Annotated in this window: 18 protein-coding genes and 1 tRNA gene; 11 read left to right on the top strand and 8 right to left on the bottom strand. The window is 65.9% G+C overall.

The window, feature by feature from the left end; all coding sequences use genetic code 11:
* Nucleotides 1-3 precede the first annotated feature (3 nt).
* The 5 genes from phoU to pstS are packed head-to-tail and all read right to left on the bottom strand — an operon-like array spanning nt 4 to nt 4,466.
* The gene (gene phoU / locus VF992_05315; protein ID HEX9340574.1) at nt 4-726 is read right to left on the bottom strand and encodes a phosphate signaling complex protein PhoU; all 723 of its coding nucleotides are present in this window, start codon (nt 724-726) and stop codon (nt 4-6) included.
* A complete protein-coding gene (gene pstB, locus VF992_05310) occupies nt 726-1,478 on the bottom strand; it encodes a phosphate ABC transporter ATP-binding protein PstB (protein HEX9340573.1) in 753 nt (250 codons plus the stop codon). Before pstB ends, phoU begins: the two co-directional genes overlap by 1 nt.
* A gap of 7 nt (nt 1,479-1,485) precedes the next feature.
* Entirely contained in the window at nt 1,486-2,349 is an 864-nt protein-coding gene (pstA, locus tag VF992_05305; GenBank protein HEX9340572.1) for a phosphate ABC transporter permease PstA, read from the bottom strand.
* Complete coding sequence (pstC, locus tag VF992_05300) at nt 2,346-3,305, bottom strand: phosphate ABC transporter permease subunit PstC (protein ID HEX9340571.1); 960 nt, start codon at nt 3,303-3,305, stop codon at nt 2,346-2,348. Before pstC ends, pstA begins: the two co-directional genes overlap by 4 nt.
* A 24-nt stretch (nt 3,306-3,329) precedes the next feature.
* Nucleotides 3,330-4,466: a phosphate ABC transporter substrate-binding protein PstS gene (gene pstS / locus VF992_05295; GenBank protein ID HEX9340570.1), complete on the bottom strand. Its 1,137-nt coding sequence runs from the start codon at nt 4,464-4,466 to the stop codon at nt 3,330-3,332.
* A gap of 141 nt (nt 4,467-4,607) precedes the next feature.
* Between pstS and VF992_05290 the strand changes: the two genes are divergently transcribed.
* Nucleotides 4,608-5,621: a phosphate uptake regulator PhoU gene (locus VF992_05290; protein ID HEX9340569.1), complete on the top strand. Its 1,014-nt coding sequence runs from the start codon at nt 4,608-4,610 to the stop codon at nt 5,619-5,621.
* Between the two features lie 55 nt (nt 5,622-5,676).
* Nucleotides 5,677-6,018, top strand: coding sequence for a nuclear transport factor 2 family protein (locus tag VF992_05285; GenBank protein HEX9340568.1), 342 nt, complete (start codon nt 5,677-5,679; stop codon nt 6,016-6,018).
* 19 nt (nt 6,019-6,037) lie between these two features.
* Here VF992_05285 and VF992_05280 read toward each other — a convergent pair whose 3' ends face one another.
* The gene (locus VF992_05280) at nt 6,038-6,250 is read right to left on the bottom strand and encodes a hypothetical protein (protein HEX9340567.1); all 213 of its coding nucleotides are present in this window, start codon (nt 6,248-6,250) and stop codon (nt 6,038-6,040) included.
* 267 nt (nt 6,251-6,517) lie between these two features.
* Here VF992_05280 and VF992_05275 point away from each other — a divergent pair.
* From VF992_05275 to VF992_05260, 4 genes are all read left to right on the top strand, one after another.
* A tRNA-Pro gene (locus VF992_05275) sits at nt 6,518-6,592 on the top strand.
* A gap of 117 nt (nt 6,593-6,709) precedes the next feature.
* On the top strand, nt 6,710-8,341 hold the full coding sequence (locus VF992_05270) for a GNAT family N-acetyltransferase (GenBank protein HEX9340566.1): 1,632 nt from the start codon (nt 6,710-6,712) through the stop codon (nt 8,339-8,341).
* On the top strand, nt 8,341-9,552 hold the full coding sequence (locus VF992_05265) for a hypothetical protein (GenBank protein HEX9340565.1): 1,212 nt from the start codon (nt 8,341-8,343) through the stop codon (nt 9,550-9,552). The genes VF992_05270 and VF992_05265 overlap by 1 nt, the downstream gene beginning before the upstream one ends.
* Nucleotides 9,552-11,000: a hypothetical protein gene (locus tag VF992_05260; protein HEX9340564.1), complete on the top strand. Its 1,449-nt coding sequence runs from the start codon at nt 9,552-9,554 to the stop codon at nt 10,998-11,000. The genes VF992_05265 and VF992_05260 overlap by 1 nt, the downstream gene beginning before the upstream one ends.
* Before the next feature lie 180 nt (nt 11,001-11,180).
* On the opposite strand, the gene VF992_05255 is transcribed toward VF992_05260, so the two are convergent.
* Nucleotides 11,181-11,408: a DUF4287 domain-containing protein gene (locus tag VF992_05255; GenBank protein HEX9340563.1), complete on the bottom strand. Its 228-nt coding sequence runs from the start codon at nt 11,406-11,408 to the stop codon at nt 11,181-11,183.
* 294 nt (nt 11,409-11,702) lie between these two features.
* Between VF992_05255 and VF992_05250 the strand changes: the two genes are divergently transcribed.
* The gene (locus VF992_05250) at nt 11,703-12,524 is read left to right on the top strand and encodes a hypothetical protein (protein HEX9340562.1); all 822 of its coding nucleotides are present in this window, start codon (nt 11,703-11,705) and stop codon (nt 12,522-12,524) included.
* 65 nt (nt 12,525-12,589) lie between these two features.
* On the opposite strand, the gene VF992_05245 is transcribed toward VF992_05250, so the two are convergent.
* Nucleotides 12,590-12,838: a hypothetical protein gene (locus VF992_05245; GenBank protein ID HEX9340561.1), complete on the bottom strand. Its 249-nt coding sequence runs from the start codon at nt 12,836-12,838 to the stop codon at nt 12,590-12,592.
* Between the two features lie 264 nt (nt 12,839-13,102).
* Here VF992_05245 and VF992_05240 point away from each other — a divergent pair, with 264 nt between their 5' ends.
* From VF992_05240 to VF992_05225, 4 genes are read left to right on the top strand one after another with little or no spacing between them, the layout of a single operon-like run.
* Nucleotides 13,103-13,780 (top strand): helix-turn-helix domain-containing protein, encoded by a 678-nt coding sequence (locus VF992_05240; protein HEX9340560.1) that lies wholly within the window; start codon nt 13,103-13,105, stop codon nt 13,778-13,780.
* Nucleotides 13,777-14,829: a hydroxymethylglutaryl-CoA synthase gene (locus VF992_05235; protein HEX9340559.1), complete on the top strand. Its 1,053-nt coding sequence runs from the start codon at nt 13,777-13,779 to the stop codon at nt 14,827-14,829. The genes VF992_05240 and VF992_05235 overlap by 4 nt, the downstream gene beginning before the upstream one ends.
* Nucleotides 14,830-14,833: 4 nt before the next feature.
* Entirely contained in the window at nt 14,834-16,003 is a 1,170-nt protein-coding gene (locus VF992_05230) for a thiolase domain-containing protein (protein HEX9340558.1), read from the top strand.
* A 1-nt stretch (nt 16,004) separates the two neighbouring features.
* Nucleotides 16,005-16,406, top strand: a complete 402-nt coding sequence (locus VF992_05225; protein ID HEX9340557.1) for a Zn-ribbon domain-containing OB-fold protein — start codon at nt 16,005-16,007, stop codon at nt 16,404-16,406.
* Nucleotides 16,407-16,409 lie beyond the last annotated feature (3 nt).

Below are 16,409 nucleotides of genomic sequence, written 5' to 3'. Positions count from 1 at the left end.
GAACTATGGGGTTCCGCCGGCCGGCTTCGGATATCGCTTCACGCGGTCCGCCGCCCGGACCCGCGGGAGCCAGTCGCCCGTGACCATGTAGACGACCCGCATTCCGATGTTCACCGCATGATCCGCGATCCGCTCGAGATACCGGTTCACGAGGATGTATCGGGCCCCGCTCTCCGTGTCGAGGCTGCGCTCCTCCATGCGGCGTACGAGGTCGGCGAAGACCTCGTCGTGCATCCTGTCCACGACGTCGTCGACCTCCATGATGTTCCGCACGGATTCGGCGTCCCTCTTGACGAATGCGTCGATCGACGTGTCGACCATCCGGATCGTGTGATCCGCCATCTCGCGGATTCGCGCGATGTCCGCGCGCGGCCCCGCCTGCGCACCGCCGAACTGCAGGGTGAGCTCACTCAGGTCCTTCGCGTACCGTCCGATGCGGTCCAGATCCGTCGTGATCTTCAGGGATGTCGTAATCGTCCGGAGGTCCCGGGCCACGGGCGCGTGCAACGCGAGGAGCTCGATGCACGTCCGTTCGATTTCGAGTTGGAGGCCGTACACCTCTTGGTCGAGGGTGAACACCTCCCGGGCCGTCTCCGTGTCGAAGCGCGTCAGCCCATCGACCGCCTTGCGGATCGCGAGCTCGCTGAGCTCCGCGAGGGTCACCATGTTCTCGTTCAGCTTCCGGAGTCCCTTCTCGAGCGCCTTGCGCTCTGCGGCCTGAGGCACTATCCGAACCTCCCGGTGATGTAACTCTCTGTGAGCGTCTCGCGGGGTCGCTCGAATAACTCGCGCGTCCCATTCACCTCGATGAGCTTGCCCAGATACATAAACGCCGTCGTCGCGGCGACGCGCGCGGCTTGCTGCATGTTGTGCGTCACGATCACGAGCGTATAGTCCTTCTTGAGGTCGAAGATCAGGTCCTCGATCTTCGCGGTCGCGATCGGGTCGAGGGCGGAGCACGGTTCGTCCATGAGCAGGACCTCTGGCTTGACCGCGAGGGCGCGCGCGATGCAGAGTCGCTGCTGTTGCCCGCCCGAGAGGCTCGCCCCGCTCTTGTCCAACGAATCCTTCACTTCGTCCCAGAGAGCGGCCGCCTTGAGGCTTTCGAGGACCGCGATGTCGAGCTTGTCCCGGTCCCGCTCGCCGTTCAGCCGCAATCCCGCCGCGACGTTTTCGTAGATCGACATCGTCGGGAACGGGTTCGCCTTCTGGAAGACCATTCCGATTCGGCGGCGGACGCTCATGGCGGGCAGCCCGTAGACGTCCACCCCGTCTAGGAGGACTTGCCCCTCGACGCGGGTCTTTGGGATCGTCTCGTGCATCCGGTTCAGGCAACGGATGAGGGTCGACTTGCCGCAGCCGGATGGTCCGATGATCGCGGTGACCGCGTGCTCTTCGATGTCCAGTGTGATGTCCTCGATCGCCTTCTTGGGGCCGTACCACGCAGACAATCCTGCCGTGTGGAGCTTCACCGCCACGCCCCGATCACCCCGATGCGGAACGAACGCGGGTCGCGAGACGGGAGAGAATGCTGATCGTGAGCATCAGGAGCACGAGGATCAGCGAAGCTCCCCAGGCCGCCTGATTTTGGGACGTGTACGGGCTCAGCGCCCATAGGTAGATCGTATGCGGTAGCGACTCGACCGGATGGTCCAAGCCCGCGAAGGAGAACGGGCTGCTGTTTCCCGTCAGGAGGAGTGGAGCGGTCTCCCCGCCCACCCGGGCAACTCCGAGGAGGGCACCGGTCACGAGGCCGCTACCCGCCGAGGGGAGCACGACGCCGAGGATTGTTCGATGCTGAGGGATGCCGAGCGCGAGCGCCGACTCCCGAGTCGAGACGGGCACGAGCCGGAGCGCCTCCTCGGCGGTGCGAGCGACGAACGGGATCATCAGCGCGGCGAGAGCCGTCACGCCCGCGATCGCACTGAGGGACAGGCGTGTGTCTCCAATCCCGATCGAGCCTAGCTCGAGGATGAGCGAGTACGCGAAGATTCCGGCGATGATCGATGGAATCTGCGTCATGACGTCGACGAAGAATCGAATTGCCGCGCCGACTCGGTTCTTCCCGAACTCGGCCAGGTAGATTCCGGTGAGGATGCCGGTGGGAATCGCAATCGCGGAGGCGAGGCCGATGAAGATGAGCGTCCCTTGGATTGCGTTCCCGATTCCGCCCTCGCCCGTGGCGAGGACGAAGAAACTCGGACCGATCGCCTGGAGGCCGCGGACGGTCGCCTCCACGAGGATGCTGCCCAGCGGGATCAGGGCGATGACGACGCACGCGAGGGCGGCAACGCTCATCCCCAAGTCTTTCCAACGGCGCCTCGTGTCGCGGTCGAAGCGGAACGTCATTCGGTGGCCTCCGCGACCCGGAGGACCCGGCCGACCATCAACCGGGCGAAGATGTTGATCGCGAGGGACATCAGCATCAGGACGAGCCCGAGCTCGATGAGCGCACTCTGTTCGAGAGGTCCCGCCTCCAAGAACTCGTTTGCAATCCAGCTCGCGATGGACTGTCCCTGGTCGAACAGCGACACGGAGATCGCGTTCCGGTTCCCGATCGTCATCGTGACGGCCATCGTCTCGCCTACGGCGCGTCCGAGGCCGAGGATGACGGCGCCGAAGATTCCCGCGCGCGCATATCGGAGGACGGCCACGCGCGTCGTTTCCCAACGCGTCGCGCCCAAGCTCAGCGCCGCCTCGCGCTGGCTCTGTGGCACCGCAAGGAGCGCCTCCCTCGACACCGCGGAGATCGTCGGGATGATCATGACTGCCAGGATGACGCCCGCCGTGAACTTGTCCGTGCCGATTGCCGTCCCTTGAAAAATCGGTAAAAACCCGAACCCTCCTTGGACCGCGGGCTCGACGAAGGCCCGCATCGTGGGCGCGAGGACGAAGATTCCCCATAGGCCATAGACGACGGACGGCACCGCCGCGAGGAGCTCGACGACGTACGTCAGGGGGATTCGCAACCAGCGGGGCGCGAGCTCGGAGAGAAAGATTGCGATCCCCAGGCTGATCGGCACGCCGAACAGTAGCGCGAGCGCCGAGGTGACGAGCGTGCCGTAGACGAACGGGACGGCACCGAATTTCCCCGCCACCGCATCCCAGACCGACTCGCCCAGGAAGGCAATGCCGATGGACCGGATCGATTCTTGCGCCGCGACGAAAAGGGTGACCGTGATCACGACGAGGAGCGCGATGACGGCGAAGGCGACCCCACTGGAGAACCAGCGGAAGAGGGTATCCCCCAGGGTCGCCGCTCGGATCCGTCGACCGTGGGCCAAGGCGGATCGGAATGCTGACATGGTCTTTGATCGGGCGAACCGGCCTCAGCTATGTAGCGTTTGTCCATTGAACGTGATCGACCGGATTCCCGTTTCGTCGAGCATCACGACGGACTGCGGCAACGGCACGTAGACGAGCGCCGACGAGTACGTCTGCCCGTCATGGATGGCCCACCACAGGAAGTCGACGAGCGCCCGGGCCTTCGTGGGCGTCATTGAAGGGCCGATCACGCTGAGTTCGACGTACACCAGCAGGTACGTCAGGCTGGAGATGGGATAGCTCTCCGTCCCAGGGGCGTCGAGGATCGAGACGTTGCCCCAATCGCCGCTCGCCGACGGAAGGCTCGCGGCCGCCCCTGCCGCCGCCGCGGCGGTGCTGTCGAGGCTCGGCAGGATGAAGTTGCCCGCCGGATTCCGCACCTTCGCCACGGTCATCGATGTCTGGACGGCGTACGCCAACTCGACATACCCGATCGTGTACGGGTTCTGTCGGACGTAACCAGCCACCCCCGCGTTCCCCGACTGGCCGATGCCTGCGGGCCAGTTGATCGACTTGCCCACGAGCGAGGAGTTCCAAGCCGCGCTCGCAAGGTGGAGATAGCTCGTCCAAACAAACGTGGTCCCGCTGCCGTCTGAGCGGTGCACGACGTGGATCGCGCTTCCAGGCAGACTGACTCCAGGGTTCAGCGCCGTGATGCTCGGATCGTCCCACGTCGTGATCGCCCCAAGATAGATGTCCGCGAGGACGGCGCCGGTCAGGTTCAGCCCGCTCCCGATCCCAGGCAGGTTGTACGCTGCGGTCACGGCGCCGATCGTCTCCGGAATGTGGAGGAGCCCCGGGGCCGCGGCGCGTTCCGCGGGATTTAGAGGCGCATCGGAGCCCGCGAAGTCAACCGTCTTCGCGGTGATCTGGGACACACCGCCGCCGCTGCCGATCGGTTGATAGTTCACGCGCACCCCCGTGAGGTTGACGTACGCGCTCGACCACTTGCTGAGGAGCGGGTACGGGAACGTAGCGCCCGCTCCCAGGAGCGTCGTCTGCGCCGGTTGCGAGAACCAGCCCGCAAGCGCAGCGACCGCGAGCAGGACGCCGGCGACGGCGAGGACCGCGACGATCAGCCAGGTACGCCGGGGGCGGGACGCCCGACGCAGCCGCTCCATCTCCTCTGGTGTTCCTGACATTCGTCTCCGACGTAGTTTTCCGTGGCCTATGACGCTTCGCGATGGAGTCTGCCCTGTCAACCGGTGTCGAAGGGGGAACTATATAGACTACGTGGCCAACCCTTTTGGCTCCATAGTCCGTGGGACGACTCGAGTGAGGGAATGGAAGGACGGAAATTACAGCTGACGGGCGGTTCGACCTACGTCGTCTCCTTGCCGAAGCGGTGGGTCGTGGAGGCTGGACTAAAGGCGGGCGACACGGTCTTCCTCGACACGCTCGGAGACGGCGCGGTCTCGATCCGGCCGCGGCCTGGCGAGAAGCCCCGGATGCGACGTCGGATCTTCGAGGAGAAGGGTGAGGAACGGCGGGACCATCTCCTCCGCAAGCTGATCGGCGCGTACATCGCGGGCTTCAGCTACATCGAGGTGCGGTTCCGGCCGGAGATGGGGCCGTTCGTCCGCCGCGTCGCACGGGATTTCAGCCGCATGGTCATCGGGCCCGAGGTGATCGAAGAGACGCGGAACGCCGTCGTAATCCAGGATCTCTCCGACACCGCGGAACTCAGCGCGGAGAAGTGCCTGCGGCGGATGCACCTCACGGTCCGCGCGATGCACGAGGACGCCCTCATCGCGCTGCGCACGCGGGACGAGGTGTTGGCGCGGGACGTGGTCCAGCGGGACCAGGACGTCGACAGGCTCTATTGGATGATCGCGAAGCAGTACAACATGGCGCATATGCCCGGTGGCGGCGCCTCGGATCCGAAGGGGAAGACAGAACTCCACAACTACCGGCTCCTCGCGAAGCTGTTCGAGCGGATCGGGGACCACGCGGAGCGGATTGCCCGCACGTATTCCGTGTTCGCGGAGCGGGGGCTCGACCCGAGGCTCCTGAAGGAGTTCGATGCGGCGCGAGAATCCGCCATTGCGATCCTGGACAAAGCCTTCACGGCGCTCCTGACGGCCGACATCGATGGGGCAAATTCCGCGGTCGACGACCTCACGCGCCATCAGAAGTTGATTGACGGCTTGTCGCATCATGTGGCGGCGAAGAAGGGGGAGGAGCTCCTCGCGCTTGCCGCGATCGTCGACAGCCTCGGCCGCACGGCGAGCTACGCCACCGACATCGCGGAGATCGCGATCGACTACGCGGTCGCCCGAGGTACGGAAACTCCGTAGGCCTCCGGAGAGTAAGGCGTAAACCCTTAGAGCAGCGGATTCGTTGGAACGGCCGATGTGCGCGTTGCAAACCCAGCTGTCGCCCAAGGAGGCGGCTCACGTCGTACGGGAGTACTACGACTCCCTGTCCCAAGGCCGAGTCGTCGACGCGTTGAACCTCTTCACCACGGACGCCACCCTCACGGACGAGGCCGGCAAGGAATCGAAGGGCATCCGCGAGATCGCCGCATCCCTCCTCGAGTATCGCACGCCGAACACGGTTTCCCTCGATCGCCTCGAGGAACGCGGTCACGAGGTCCTCGCGCTATACCATGCCGGCCGCGCCCGGCGCTATCGGGGCGTCTTCTCGGTCGACCGCGGCCGGATCCGCTCGCTGCGGGTCGAACGCGTCACCTGACGCCGCCCTCGGCCGTAGCTCAGCGCCAGTGTTCCCATCCGGGACCGGCGAATCGCATGCCCCACGCGGCCCAGAGCGCGCCGATGCTCCCCATCAGCAGGATGAGCGTCGCCAGGAAGATCACGATATTCTGGAAGAGGGTAAACTGTCCGGACCACAGGGCCGCGTAGAGGAGGATGAAGACGAGCCACGCGGTGATCATCAGGATCGTCGCGCTCGCCCGCCACCGCATCCCCCGCCACGGGCGTGGTCCCCGCCTCCAAGGCGGACCGAGTGGCGGCCCTCCCCACGGCGGCTGCGGCGGTTCGGGAGGAGACCCTGGCTGCATCGTTAACCTCTCGCCGGCGAACGCATGCGGAGCGGATAAGGATTCGCGGCTTCGATGGCCGAGAACGATGGTTCTCGGTCCGCGGGAGGTCCCCGTTCCTTCTCGGCTCCGCGGTACTGGTCGATCGCTCACAACCCTTATGCGGGCCCCATTCTTACGCCGGCATGCACTGGGTCCGTGGGGTAGCTTGGTCTATCCTTGGTGGTTCGGGACCACTAGACTCCGGTTCAAATCCGGACGGACCCACTCCCGTGGACCGCGCAACCCGGTTTCTGTGTGCGCCGCGGGTTCGAGGGATTCCGGCGTGACCTTTAAGCGCAAAATCGCCGCTACGGCGAGCCTCGGAGGAGCTTGGGTATCTCGATGGTTCGATTCCTCACGGGTCCCTATGCCTTGGGGAGGCTAGCGAGCCTCGTCGGCGTCCTCGCACTCGGACTCGGCCTGATGCTCCCCCCGGTCGTCGCCGCGGCGGCACCTCGATCCGGCGACTTCTTCGAGTACGACTACAACACGCACGTGGACCAGGGTTCCGGGGACTACTACGGATACACGGACACTATGGGGTCCCACGCCCGCTACTCCGTCGTGTCGGTCCAGGGCGACCTGGTGACGGTCCACGGTCTCGGATCTTGGACGTTCGACGGCTCCGACGGGACGCATCTCTCTGGGCTCACGGACGTGACCCTGGTCTTTTCCCTGACGACACGCGAATACATTTCGGGCTCGGACGTCAACACGACGAAGGCGAACGCGACCGAGTGGTTCTGGATCCCCGTGCCCGTTTCCGTGGGCCAGACGGTGGCCGTGCTCGACGACGTGTTCACGGTCCGCTCCACCGACGCGACCGTGTGGTTCGGGATCATCCCCCACCGCGCGGTCCAGCTGCAGGCGTCGGGCACCTACACACGCGACGACGCGTACGGCGTATTCACCGCGACCTATACGGATACGTACTACTTCGATCCGGACTCCGGATTCATCGTCTCGGAAGAGTTCGTCGAGCAGGACTCGACCTACTCGGCCTCCTTCCGATTCCGCGCGGAGGTCTTCGTGACGGCGAGTAGTTACTCCGTCCCTGTGAACCTCGTCTCCTTCGGGCTCGTGGACCTCGGCGTCCCGGCGGGAACGGTCGCGGCGATCGCGGTGGCGATCCGCACGAGGCGCGGACCCAGTCGGCTCCATGTCGGTTCGAAGGACTCCCGGATCGACGTGCGGATCCGGAAGGCGACGAAGCCCGGGGACGTCTCCGGCCTCCTGGCCAACGGCTCTCCGTTCTTCGGCCCGTTCCTCCCGGTCTTCGCCGACCGCTCCGTCGCGGAAGGCGATCCCGTCGTCCTGGCGCTGGCGGACCGGACAATCCGAGGGCTGGCCCTCCTCGATCGCGAGTCGGGCATGGGTAGCCTCTTCGCGTCGGACGATGCCGTGGCCCGAGTGCTTCTGAAGCGCGTGAAGATGCGGGACTTCTTCGCGGACGCCACGATCCCCAGCGGGCTCCTCCGGTCGCAGGAGATCGACCGCTTCGCGATTCTCCAGCTCCGCAATCCCCAGCCCCTCGACTACGACACATCCTTGGTGCGGCCGATGCAAGCGGACGACCTGGGTATGGTCACCGCCATCTCCCAGGCCACGTATCGGGCGAGCGCGGGTCGATTCATCGCCTCGTCCTTCCAGGGAGGCGATCTGGGCTTCGTCGCGGTCGTCGACGGGCGCGTCGTAGGATTCGGATTCGCGACGGTCGTCGGCACGGTCGCGCGCCTCCATACGCTGACCGTCGACGCTCCGTATCGGGCGCGGGGGATCGGAACCCAGATCATGAACGCGCGGTTGTCGGCGCTCGCGGCCCTGGGCGTGGACCGGGTGATCCTCGAGATCTCGAAGAAGAACGTCGCGTCGATGCGCGTTGCGACCCGCGCGGGCTTCGCGCCCGTCGGGGAGACGGTGTACTACTCGAAGCAGCCGGAGTCGGCTCCCGCGGCGCTCCAGAGGCAGACGTGATGGTGCGGCCCGCCGTCTGGGTCCCGAACGACGCCGTGTCCCTGGTGCGGATGCGGGGGGACCTGGAGGTCCTCGGCGATCGGCGGTTCGAATCGTTTTGGTCGCGGGACCTCGCCGGGTGCTACGTGCCGGAGCTCTTGTGGAAGTTGGCGGGCCGGCCGGCCGGCGTGCCGATCGAAGGGGTGCGCGACGACAACCGGTCCGCGCTCCTCCCGACGTGTCGATGGGTGATCCGGGACCGCGAGTTCATCGCCGTGGTCAAGGGATGCGGTGCGGCGACCGATGCGTACGAGAACGTTCCGCTGACCGCCACCCGAGCGAAAGCGATCTGTCGGGATCGCGCTCTCCTCGACGCCCTGGCGCTCGAAGACGGCGCGGCGTCGGGGCTCATCACAGGCGAGCGCTGGTTCGGGAACACCCCGTACGGCGCGCAGGCGCCCGACAATGCGGCGATCGGCCTCCTCACGAGCCTCCGCTCCGACGGCGACGAGATCGCAGGCTTCCATGTGTGCCCCGTGGTTTCCGTGGTCCGGATCCCGGACGAGTTCGCGGCGATCGCCTCGCGGTTCTTCTGGTATCGTCGGTACGAGGGCGCCTACTGGCAGGAAATCCGGCTCATGCCGTCCAACGTCCGCGTGTACTTTCACAGCCCCCTGACGTTCGGGGTCGACACCGCTCTCGTCTTGGGGATGTTCGGCATCGCATCGTTCGAGGACGCCGAGTCGTTCTTGGAGAAGTTGGCGCGTTCGTCGATGGCCGCACTCACCCTGTACGCGCGAACGCTCCGGCACGACGATCGACGCGGTGTGTACGCAGGCTTGGGCTACCACGACGTGTGGCTCGACAAGGACGCGGTCGTCGCGCCCGACGGGACGCTGTACTTCGCGGATCTCGAAGGCATCGAGGACGTCGTTGCGAGGGACCCCGCCGGGGTCCGAGAGGAAATCGCAAGACAGTTCCACCGCAACGTGTACGAGGCGTTCTACGCCATGGAGGCGCTCGCGGTCGCGGTCGAACGCCAATGGCGCCTGCCTCGCGGGCCGGCGGCGCGGCGTCGCTGGATCCTCGATGCACTCGGACGCGCCTGCGTGACCGATCCCTATCTCGCCCTCGAGTCTAACGGAGGAAAGCTGCTCCTGCACGTAGAGCCCATCGTCGATGCGGACGCGTGCCGCGTCGAGCTCGAGCTTGCCGACGAGGACGGGTCGTGATGGAGAGCGGTCGCGTGAGGGAGATCTTGCAAGCCCTTGCGGACCACCGGGAGGTGTCCGTGACCGCCGATGAGCGCGCCGTTCTGGTGTCGGAAGGTCTCCTCGGGCCTGTCGACCCAGCCACGCGGGACCGGTGGACGGCGGCCGTGTCCGGCCTGCTGCCCCTCCGAGACCGCGTGCGTGAGCTCTCCCGCCAAGCCCTCGCGACGCCTGGCCCGACCGCGCCTCCGGAACTCCAGAAGATGATCTCGGACCTCGAGGAGATCACGCGGCAGAAGACGAGCTTGGATGCGCTCGTCTGGAACAGCCCGACCCAAGAATACTTCCGGCTCACGCTCCCCGGGAAGGGCGTCCTCGAGGACCTGTCCACGTGGCAGAAGCGGCTCGAGGGGCGTTCCTTCGAGGACTTCCAGCGGGAGATGGCCGGCTATCGCGAGGGGCTCCTTCAGACGATTTCCCGCGCCGATGCGGTGTACCGAAGCTTGTTCCTGGCGGAAGAGGAGCGATCGGAGGACGAGGTGACATTCGGCTCTCCGTTCACCACCGTGGACCTCCGATTCGCATCGATGATCCTCTCGAAGCGGCCCCTGGATCCGACCCTTCTCGCCCGTCTGTTCGAGTTCTACAACTCGGACGTGAACTGGGGCAGCTGGAACAAGGAGGACCGTCTCGTCGGTTCGACGGTGCTGGCCTCGGTCCCGGGCGACCCCGGCCCCGTCCGAACGAACTTCGAGCAAGTCCGGTTTCGACTGGAGTCCCACGGCATCCTGCCGGAAGACCGGATCTTTGCGGCGGCCTCCATGGCGGACCTCGACCCGAATTCGTGGGACTCGGTGTTCGCGCGAGTCGACGGCATCCGCCGGACGCGTCCGGCCCTCAACGCCCTCCTGGTCTCCGCGCTCGCGCGTTCGCCCTACTCGGTGGAGGAGGCGCTCGGCCGGTTCGATGCGGCGATGTCCGGCATGGCCGCGCGCGGGTACCGGGATGGCCTGCACATCGAGGCCGCGGCCTCGATCCTTGCTTCGTCGCAGATCGCGCGGGAGGCGATGGTCGATCGATTCGCCTTCGCGGCGTCGCATCTCGCGGGCGTCTTCGACCCGCCCTATGCGCCCTCCGCCATGCTGGCGGCGAGTCCTCTCGAGCCCATGGAGACGATCGACGTGTTCCGGGACTGCATCGGCGCGATCACTCGAAGGGGCTTCTTCGAACTCACCCTGGAGGTCGAGGACCTCGCGCTCGTGCTGAGCTACGGGGTCGCGCCCCTCGGGCTCGCCTACCTGGCCGCGAACCTGCCGCCCGCCGCCGTCCCGCAAGCCGCCGCCCTCGTGGCCGCCCCGCTCATCGCCCCGTCCTGGTACGTCTGGCACACGTACTGGGTGTACCGTCCCCTCGGACGGTACATCGCGACCCATCCGGTCCACATCCACACGATCGCGGGATTCGGGTAGGACCGGGATCGACCCCGGGGGATTCTGAGGCCTCTTCCTTGGTGTTTTGGGACCACTAGACTCCGGTTCAAATCCGGATGGACCCACTTTCATGGGCGACGATTCCAATTCGAGGAAAACGGTTCGCTCGACTTCGTGCGGCGGAAAGGGTTCCGGCACGGAATTCGGCTTCGGGAGCGGTCAGGTCTTCTTCCGCGGACCTTCGACCCATCCTTCGTCCTTGAAGACGGCCCAGAGGGCCATCGAGTGGCCTTGACCGAGGCCAAAATCCTTCTTGAGCCATGCGACAAGTTCCCCCGCCTTCATGTCTGGCCGGAACAGGCCCTTCTTCTTGGCGAGCTTCATGAAATCCTCCGGTGTCTTGCCGGTCTTGGCTTTGATGTTGTCGAGATATGCTTGAAAGGTCATGGATCGGCATCGTCCCGTTCGGCTTAGCTCTTATGACGAGTTCCGACCGAATTGGACGCCTCGACCGCGCGTTCGGATCCGTACGGACCCGTCGGCACCTCTCGGTGCCAAAGTCACGCGGGCACCCTTCACCGAGGGAAACGTGCTAACCATCCGAAATGTTCCGACGCGGTTCGAATTCTCAGAGGTGATACCCTCGGCGCTGCACCACATGTGTTCACCCCGGGCCCTGCCCCTTATCCCGAATGCCGGAGACGAACGTGTCGCAAGGAGGTAAAGAATATTCGCAACCGAATGGCAATTGTGTGCCTGATCGTGCTCGCACTCGCGCTGGCGGCGCTGTCCGCGGCCATCCTGCCGCGGAGCAATGCGTCGACCTCCGTGACAACGGCCGATGACGCGATCGGGAAGCAATCGGTGAGCGCGGAAGTTCCCATGCCGGTCGGCGTCCATATCGACGCGGCGTCGTCCGACTGCCAGAACTCTCCGGGGCCGAAGATTACCCTCTCGGGTCAACTCGCCCTGGCGGGGCTCGGCGTGCAGATGACGTTCCAGAACAACGTCAAGGGGACGCACGAGCACACCGAAACGACGACGGCCACGGCCGTGCTGATTCCAGAGGGCGACAGCGTCTCGATCCCGAAACAGCCTGTGCTGGGCGGGACGGGAGGCAACCCATTCATCTGGGTTCAGTTCATGGACACGAGCGGGAACGCGATGTCCGATGAGATCTTCCTCGGACGCTGCGTCCAAGGCGCCTTTGCCGCGGACACGGACTTCGTGATCTCGGCGCTGGCTCGTGCCGACGTCACGGGTGGATCCTGCGACAACACGGGCTCGACGATCAGCCTGAGCGGCGAACTCAGCCTCTCAGGGGTCAACGCCCAGCTGATCTTCCGGAACAACGACAATCCGGTCGGCGGTCCGCACGAGAACGACAAGCCGGTCAGGGTGAGCATCGTCCTGATCCCGGCGGGCGAGTCGATCGAGTTCCAGAAGCAGCCGTCGCTCGGCGGTGTCGGAGGCAACCCGTGGATCTACCTCGAGTTCCTCAGCGCGAGCGGGGCGCCGGTCTCCGACAACTTCCTGCTCGGTCGCTGCGTGCAGGACTTCTGAGGCCCCACCCCTTTCCCTCATTTTTCTTTCTCGCCTGGAGAGCGGGAGCGCCGCGATGGGTCGGGTTACGCTGCGGCTTCCGCCTCAGACTGGTCGATCGTCTGGAACTTCCATGGGACGCGGACCTGCCCCGCGAGGTCCCTCCACTCGACCGGCATCGGCTTGCCCTCCGGATCCCGACGGTACCAGTCGACGATCTCCGGAATCTGCGTCCCGTCCCCAGAGACCGTAATCAGGATCGCGTTTCGAACGTTCGCCGCGGCATCCGCCGCGATGCGGTTCTCGAAGATGGCGGCGTAGGGGCTCTGTGACATCCACCACACCACCAGATAGAACGTCTTCCTCGCGGTCCGTTGCGGACGCTTCGATTTTCGCGGGGGAGAATCGTCGGACACGATGGGTGGGCGACGTCGCATCGCCGTTGGCCGCAGGTAAAGGGATTGTCAATCCGGAGCGGCCCGCGTTGACAAATTCGTCGGGCGCCTTCGAATCCGGCGACGCGGACCGCGTTCCGTCGCTCGGCGTGCGTCGATAGACTCTTCGACACGCTTATATAGCCCTCCATGTGTCGCTCGGGCATGCAGTTCCCGCTCCGCGAGAAGATCGCGGGCGAGATCGCCTTGTCGGACCAGCCGGGCAAGACGATGCGGAAGTGGCGCGAGGAGCTGCACATCTCTCAGACGGATCTAGCGAACCACATGCGCGTCTCGCCCAGCGTCATCAGCGACTACGAGGCGGGACGGCGGGAGTCTCCCGGGATCAAGACGATCCGCCGGCTCGTCGAGGCCCTCCTGGACATCGACCAGCAGTCGGGGCAGCGGCTCTCGAAGCGCTTCCAGGAATATTCCGACGTCATCCCGTCGATGCGGGACTGGGCCGTCGGCGTGCGCGCCGCGGACTTCCTCCGCAAGATCGACGGCAAGCTCCTCACGCAGAAACTGAACACTCGGCGGCTCGTGAACGGGTATACGGTCATCCACTCGATCAAGGCGATCACGACCCTCGACGCGAGCGACGCGCTGCGCATCTACGGGGCGTCGAGCGAGAGGGCGCTGCTCTTCACTGAGGTCAAATACGGGCGATCGCCGATGATCGCGATCAAGGCCCATCCGCTGAAGCCGGCGATGGTCGTCTACGTCCAGCCGGAGAACATCGACGAACTCGCGGTCCGGCTCGCGGAGCTGGAGAACATCATCCTCGCCCGGACGGACCTCGATCAGCCCGAGCTGATCTCGAGACTGGAGCGGATCGCATGAAGGCGGGCATCGTCAGCTACGGCGCGTACATCCCGCGCTTCCGGATTCGGCCGAAGGACATCGGGGCGGTGTGGGGCGCCGACGGCGAGGCGATGGGCCGCGGGCTCAACATCCGCGCGAAGAGCGTGCCCGGCCCGGACGAGGACGTCATCACGATCTCCGTCGAGGCCTCGCGGGCGTGCATGGCGAAGGTGGACATCGACCCCACGGAGATCGGCGCCATTTACGTCGGGTCGGAATCGCATCCGTACGCCGTCAAGCCGACGGCCACGATCGTCGCCGAGGCGATCGGTTCCGCCCCCGTCCTGACGGCGGCCGATTTCGAGTTCGCGTGCAAGGCCGGGACCGCCGCGATGCAGACGACGATGGGCCTCACCCTCTCGAAGATGATGAAGTACGGGCTGGCGGTCGGCTCCGACACAAGCCAAGGCGCGCCGGGCGATGCGCTCGAATACAGCGCGTCCGCCGGCGGCGCGGCGTTCCTGATCGGCACGGACCGGACGATCGCGGACATCGATCACACGGTCTCGTACACGACCGACACGCCGGACTTCTGGAGGCGGGAGGGCCAGCGATATCCGAGCCACGGCGGCCGGTTCACCGGCGAACCCGCGTACTTCAAGCACGTGATGAGCTGCGCGCAGCTCCTCTTCAAGCGGGCCGGCACGACGGCCGAGGACTACGACTACGCCGTGTTCCACCAGCCGAACGGGAAGTTCCCGGTCCGCGTGGCGAAGCAACTCGGCTTCAAGGACGCCCAGATCGACGCGGGCCTGTGCGTGCGGGAAATCGGGAACACGTACAGCGGAGCGATCATGGTCGGCCTCTGTGCCATCTTGGACGAGGCCGAATCCGGCGACCGCATCTTTGCCGTCGGATACGGGAGCGGCGCCGGCTCCGACGGGTTCGATATCACGGTGACGGACGAGATCGCGCGCATCCGGCGGGAGGCGACGCCGACGGTCAAGGCGCAGATCGAGGACCACGTGTTCATCGAGTACTCGACGTACGCGAAGTACCGCGGCAAGATCCTGATGCGGGAGGCATGAACCGGTGCGGGGCGTCGCCGTCATCGGCGTCGGCGAGACGGAATTCGGCGAGCTGTGGGACCGTTCCTTCCGAGACCTGGGGATCGAGGCGGGCCTGAAGGCGATCCAGGACGCGAAGCTCCGCTCGGAGGACATCGACGCCGTGTACATTGGCAACATGTCCGCGGGGAAGTTCATCGACCAGGAGCACGTGTCCGCCCTCGTCGCGGACTACTCGGGCCTCGCGGACCGGCACCTCCCGACCGTGCGCGTCGAGGGAGGCGGGGCGTGCGGGGCCATCGCGCTCTTCCAAGCGCGCCTCGCGATTGCGTCGGGCATGTACGACATTGTCGTGGTGGGGGGCGCGGAGAAGATGACGGACGTCGGGGAGGTCCAGGCCGCGGAGATCCTGTCGTCGACCGCGGACCAAGAGTGGGAGAGCGTCTTCGGCGCGACGTTCGCCGGGCTGTACGCGATGATGGCCCGCCGCCACATGTACGACTACGGCACGACGCGCGAGCACATGGCCTCCGTCGCGGTGAAGAATCACAAGAACGGCGCGCTCAACCCGGAAGCGCAGTTCCAGAAGGAGATCACGATGGACGCCGTCCTGCAGAGCCCCTGGGTCGCGGAGCCGCTCGGGCTGTTCGACTGCGCCCCGCTCAGCGACGGCGCCGCGGCGGTCGTGCTGTGCGCGGCGGAGAAGGCCCGCAAGTTCACCGACACGCCGATCGTCCTACGCGGGTCCGGGCAGGCGAGCGACTTCCTCGCCCTCCATGACCGGCGGGACCTGACGACGATGGACGCGACCGTCGTCGCGGGCAAGCGGGCGTTCGATCAGGCGAAGCTCACGCCGAAGGACATCCAAGTCGCGGAGGTCCACGACAATTTCACGATATCGGAGATCCTCGCGATCGAGGACCTGCGGTTCGTCGAAAAGGGGAAGGGCGGCCCCGCGACCATGGACGGCGTCACGGCGCTGAACGGCAAGGTTTCCGTGAACACGTCGGGCGGATTGAAGGCGCGCGGCCAGCCGGTCGGCGCGACGGGAGTCGCGCAGGCCGTCGAGATCGTCCACCAGCTGCGCGGCGAGGCGGGCAAGAGGCAGGTCGTCGGGGCGCGTCGCGGCCTCACGCACACTCTGGGCGGCACCGGCGCCACGGCGGTCGTCCACCTCTTCGAGCGAGGGGACTGAGATGTCCATCCCTCGGTTCTGGCGTGAAGTCCCGAGCCGCTACAACCTGATCGGCACGAAATGCGGGCATTGCGGGAAGGTCGACTTCCCTCCCCGGGCCGTGTGCCCGGATTGCGGCCGCAAGTCCGTCGGACGGATGCAGCGGGTCAAGCTGACGGGCCGAGGGACCGTCGTCACGTACACCGTGATTCACGACGCGCCGGCGCAGTTCGAGCTGCAGAAGCCGTACGTGATGGCGATCGTCGAGATGGAAGAGGGCGTACGGCTCACGTCCCAGGTGATCGACGCGAAACTCGAGGACGTCAAGATCGGGATGAAGGTCCAGGCGTCGTTCCGGAAGCTCGGTCAGGAAGGCGAGGCCGGCGTGATCCACTACGGATACAAGTTCCGGCCCCTGGGCTGAGGC

The sequence above is a fragment of the Thermoplasmata archaeon genome (genome assembly GCA_036395115.1).
Taxonomy (GTDB): domain Archaea; phylum Thermoplasmatota; class Thermoplasmata; order RBG-16-68-12; family RBG-16-68-12; genus RBG-16-68-12.
Note: the sequence above shows the minus strand (reverse complement) of the source record. Positions and strands in the feature narration are given on the sequence as shown.

Bases quoted from the DNA above. Each gene is read 5' to 3' on its own strand.
- pstA (HEX9340572.1), bottom strand. From the start codon at position 2,349: ATGACGTTCCGCTTCGACCGCGACACGAGGCGCCGTTGGAAAGACTTG.
- pstC (HEX9340571.1), bottom strand. From the start codon at position 3,305: ATGTCAGCATTCCGATCCGCCTTGGCCCACGGTCGACGGATCCGAGCG.
- pstS (HEX9340570.1), bottom strand. From the start codon at position 4,466: ATGTCAGGAACACCAGAGGAGATGGAGCGGCTGCGTCGGGCGTCCCGC.
- VF992_05290 (HEX9340569.1), top strand. From the start codon at position 4,608: ATGGAAGGACGGAAATTACAGCTGACGGGCGGTTCGACCTACGTCGTC.
- VF992_05285 (HEX9340568.1), top strand. From the start codon at position 5,677: ATGTGCGCGTTGCAAACCCAGCTGTCGCCCAAGGAGGCGGCTCACGTC.
- VF992_05280 (HEX9340567.1), bottom strand. From the start codon at position 6,250: ATGCGGTGGCGGGCGAGCGCGACGATCCTGATGATCACCGCGTGGCTC.
- VF992_05270 (HEX9340566.1), top strand. From the start codon at position 6,710: ATGGTTCGATTCCTCACGGGTCCCTATGCCTTGGGGAGGCTAGCGAGC.
- VF992_05265 (HEX9340565.1), top strand. From the start codon at position 8,341: ATGGTGCGGCCCGCCGTCTGGGTCCCGAACGACGCCGTGTCCCTGGTG.
- VF992_05260 (HEX9340564.1), top strand. From the start codon at position 9,552: ATGGAGAGCGGTCGCGTGAGGGAGATCTTGCAAGCCCTTGCGGACCAC.
- VF992_05255 (HEX9340563.1), bottom strand. From the start codon at position 11,408: ATGACCTTTCAAGCATATCTCGACAACATCAAAGCCAAGACCGGCAAG.
- VF992_05250 (HEX9340562.1), top strand. From the start codon at position 11,703: ATGGCAATTGTGTGCCTGATCGTGCTCGCACTCGCGCTGGCGGCGCTG.
- VF992_05245 (HEX9340561.1), bottom strand. From the start codon at position 12,838: ATGTCACAGAGCCCCTACGCCGCCATCTTCGAGAACCGCATCGCGGCG.
- VF992_05240 (HEX9340560.1), top strand. From the start codon at position 13,103: ATGCAGTTCCCGCTCCGCGAGAAGATCGCGGGCGAGATCGCCTTGTCG.
- VF992_05235 (HEX9340559.1), top strand. From the start codon at position 13,777: ATGAAGGCGGGCATCGTCAGCTACGGCGCGTACATCCCGCGCTTCCGG.
- VF992_05225 (HEX9340557.1), top strand. From the start codon at position 16,005: ATGTCCATCCCTCGGTTCTGGCGTGAAGTCCCGAGCCGCTACAACCTG.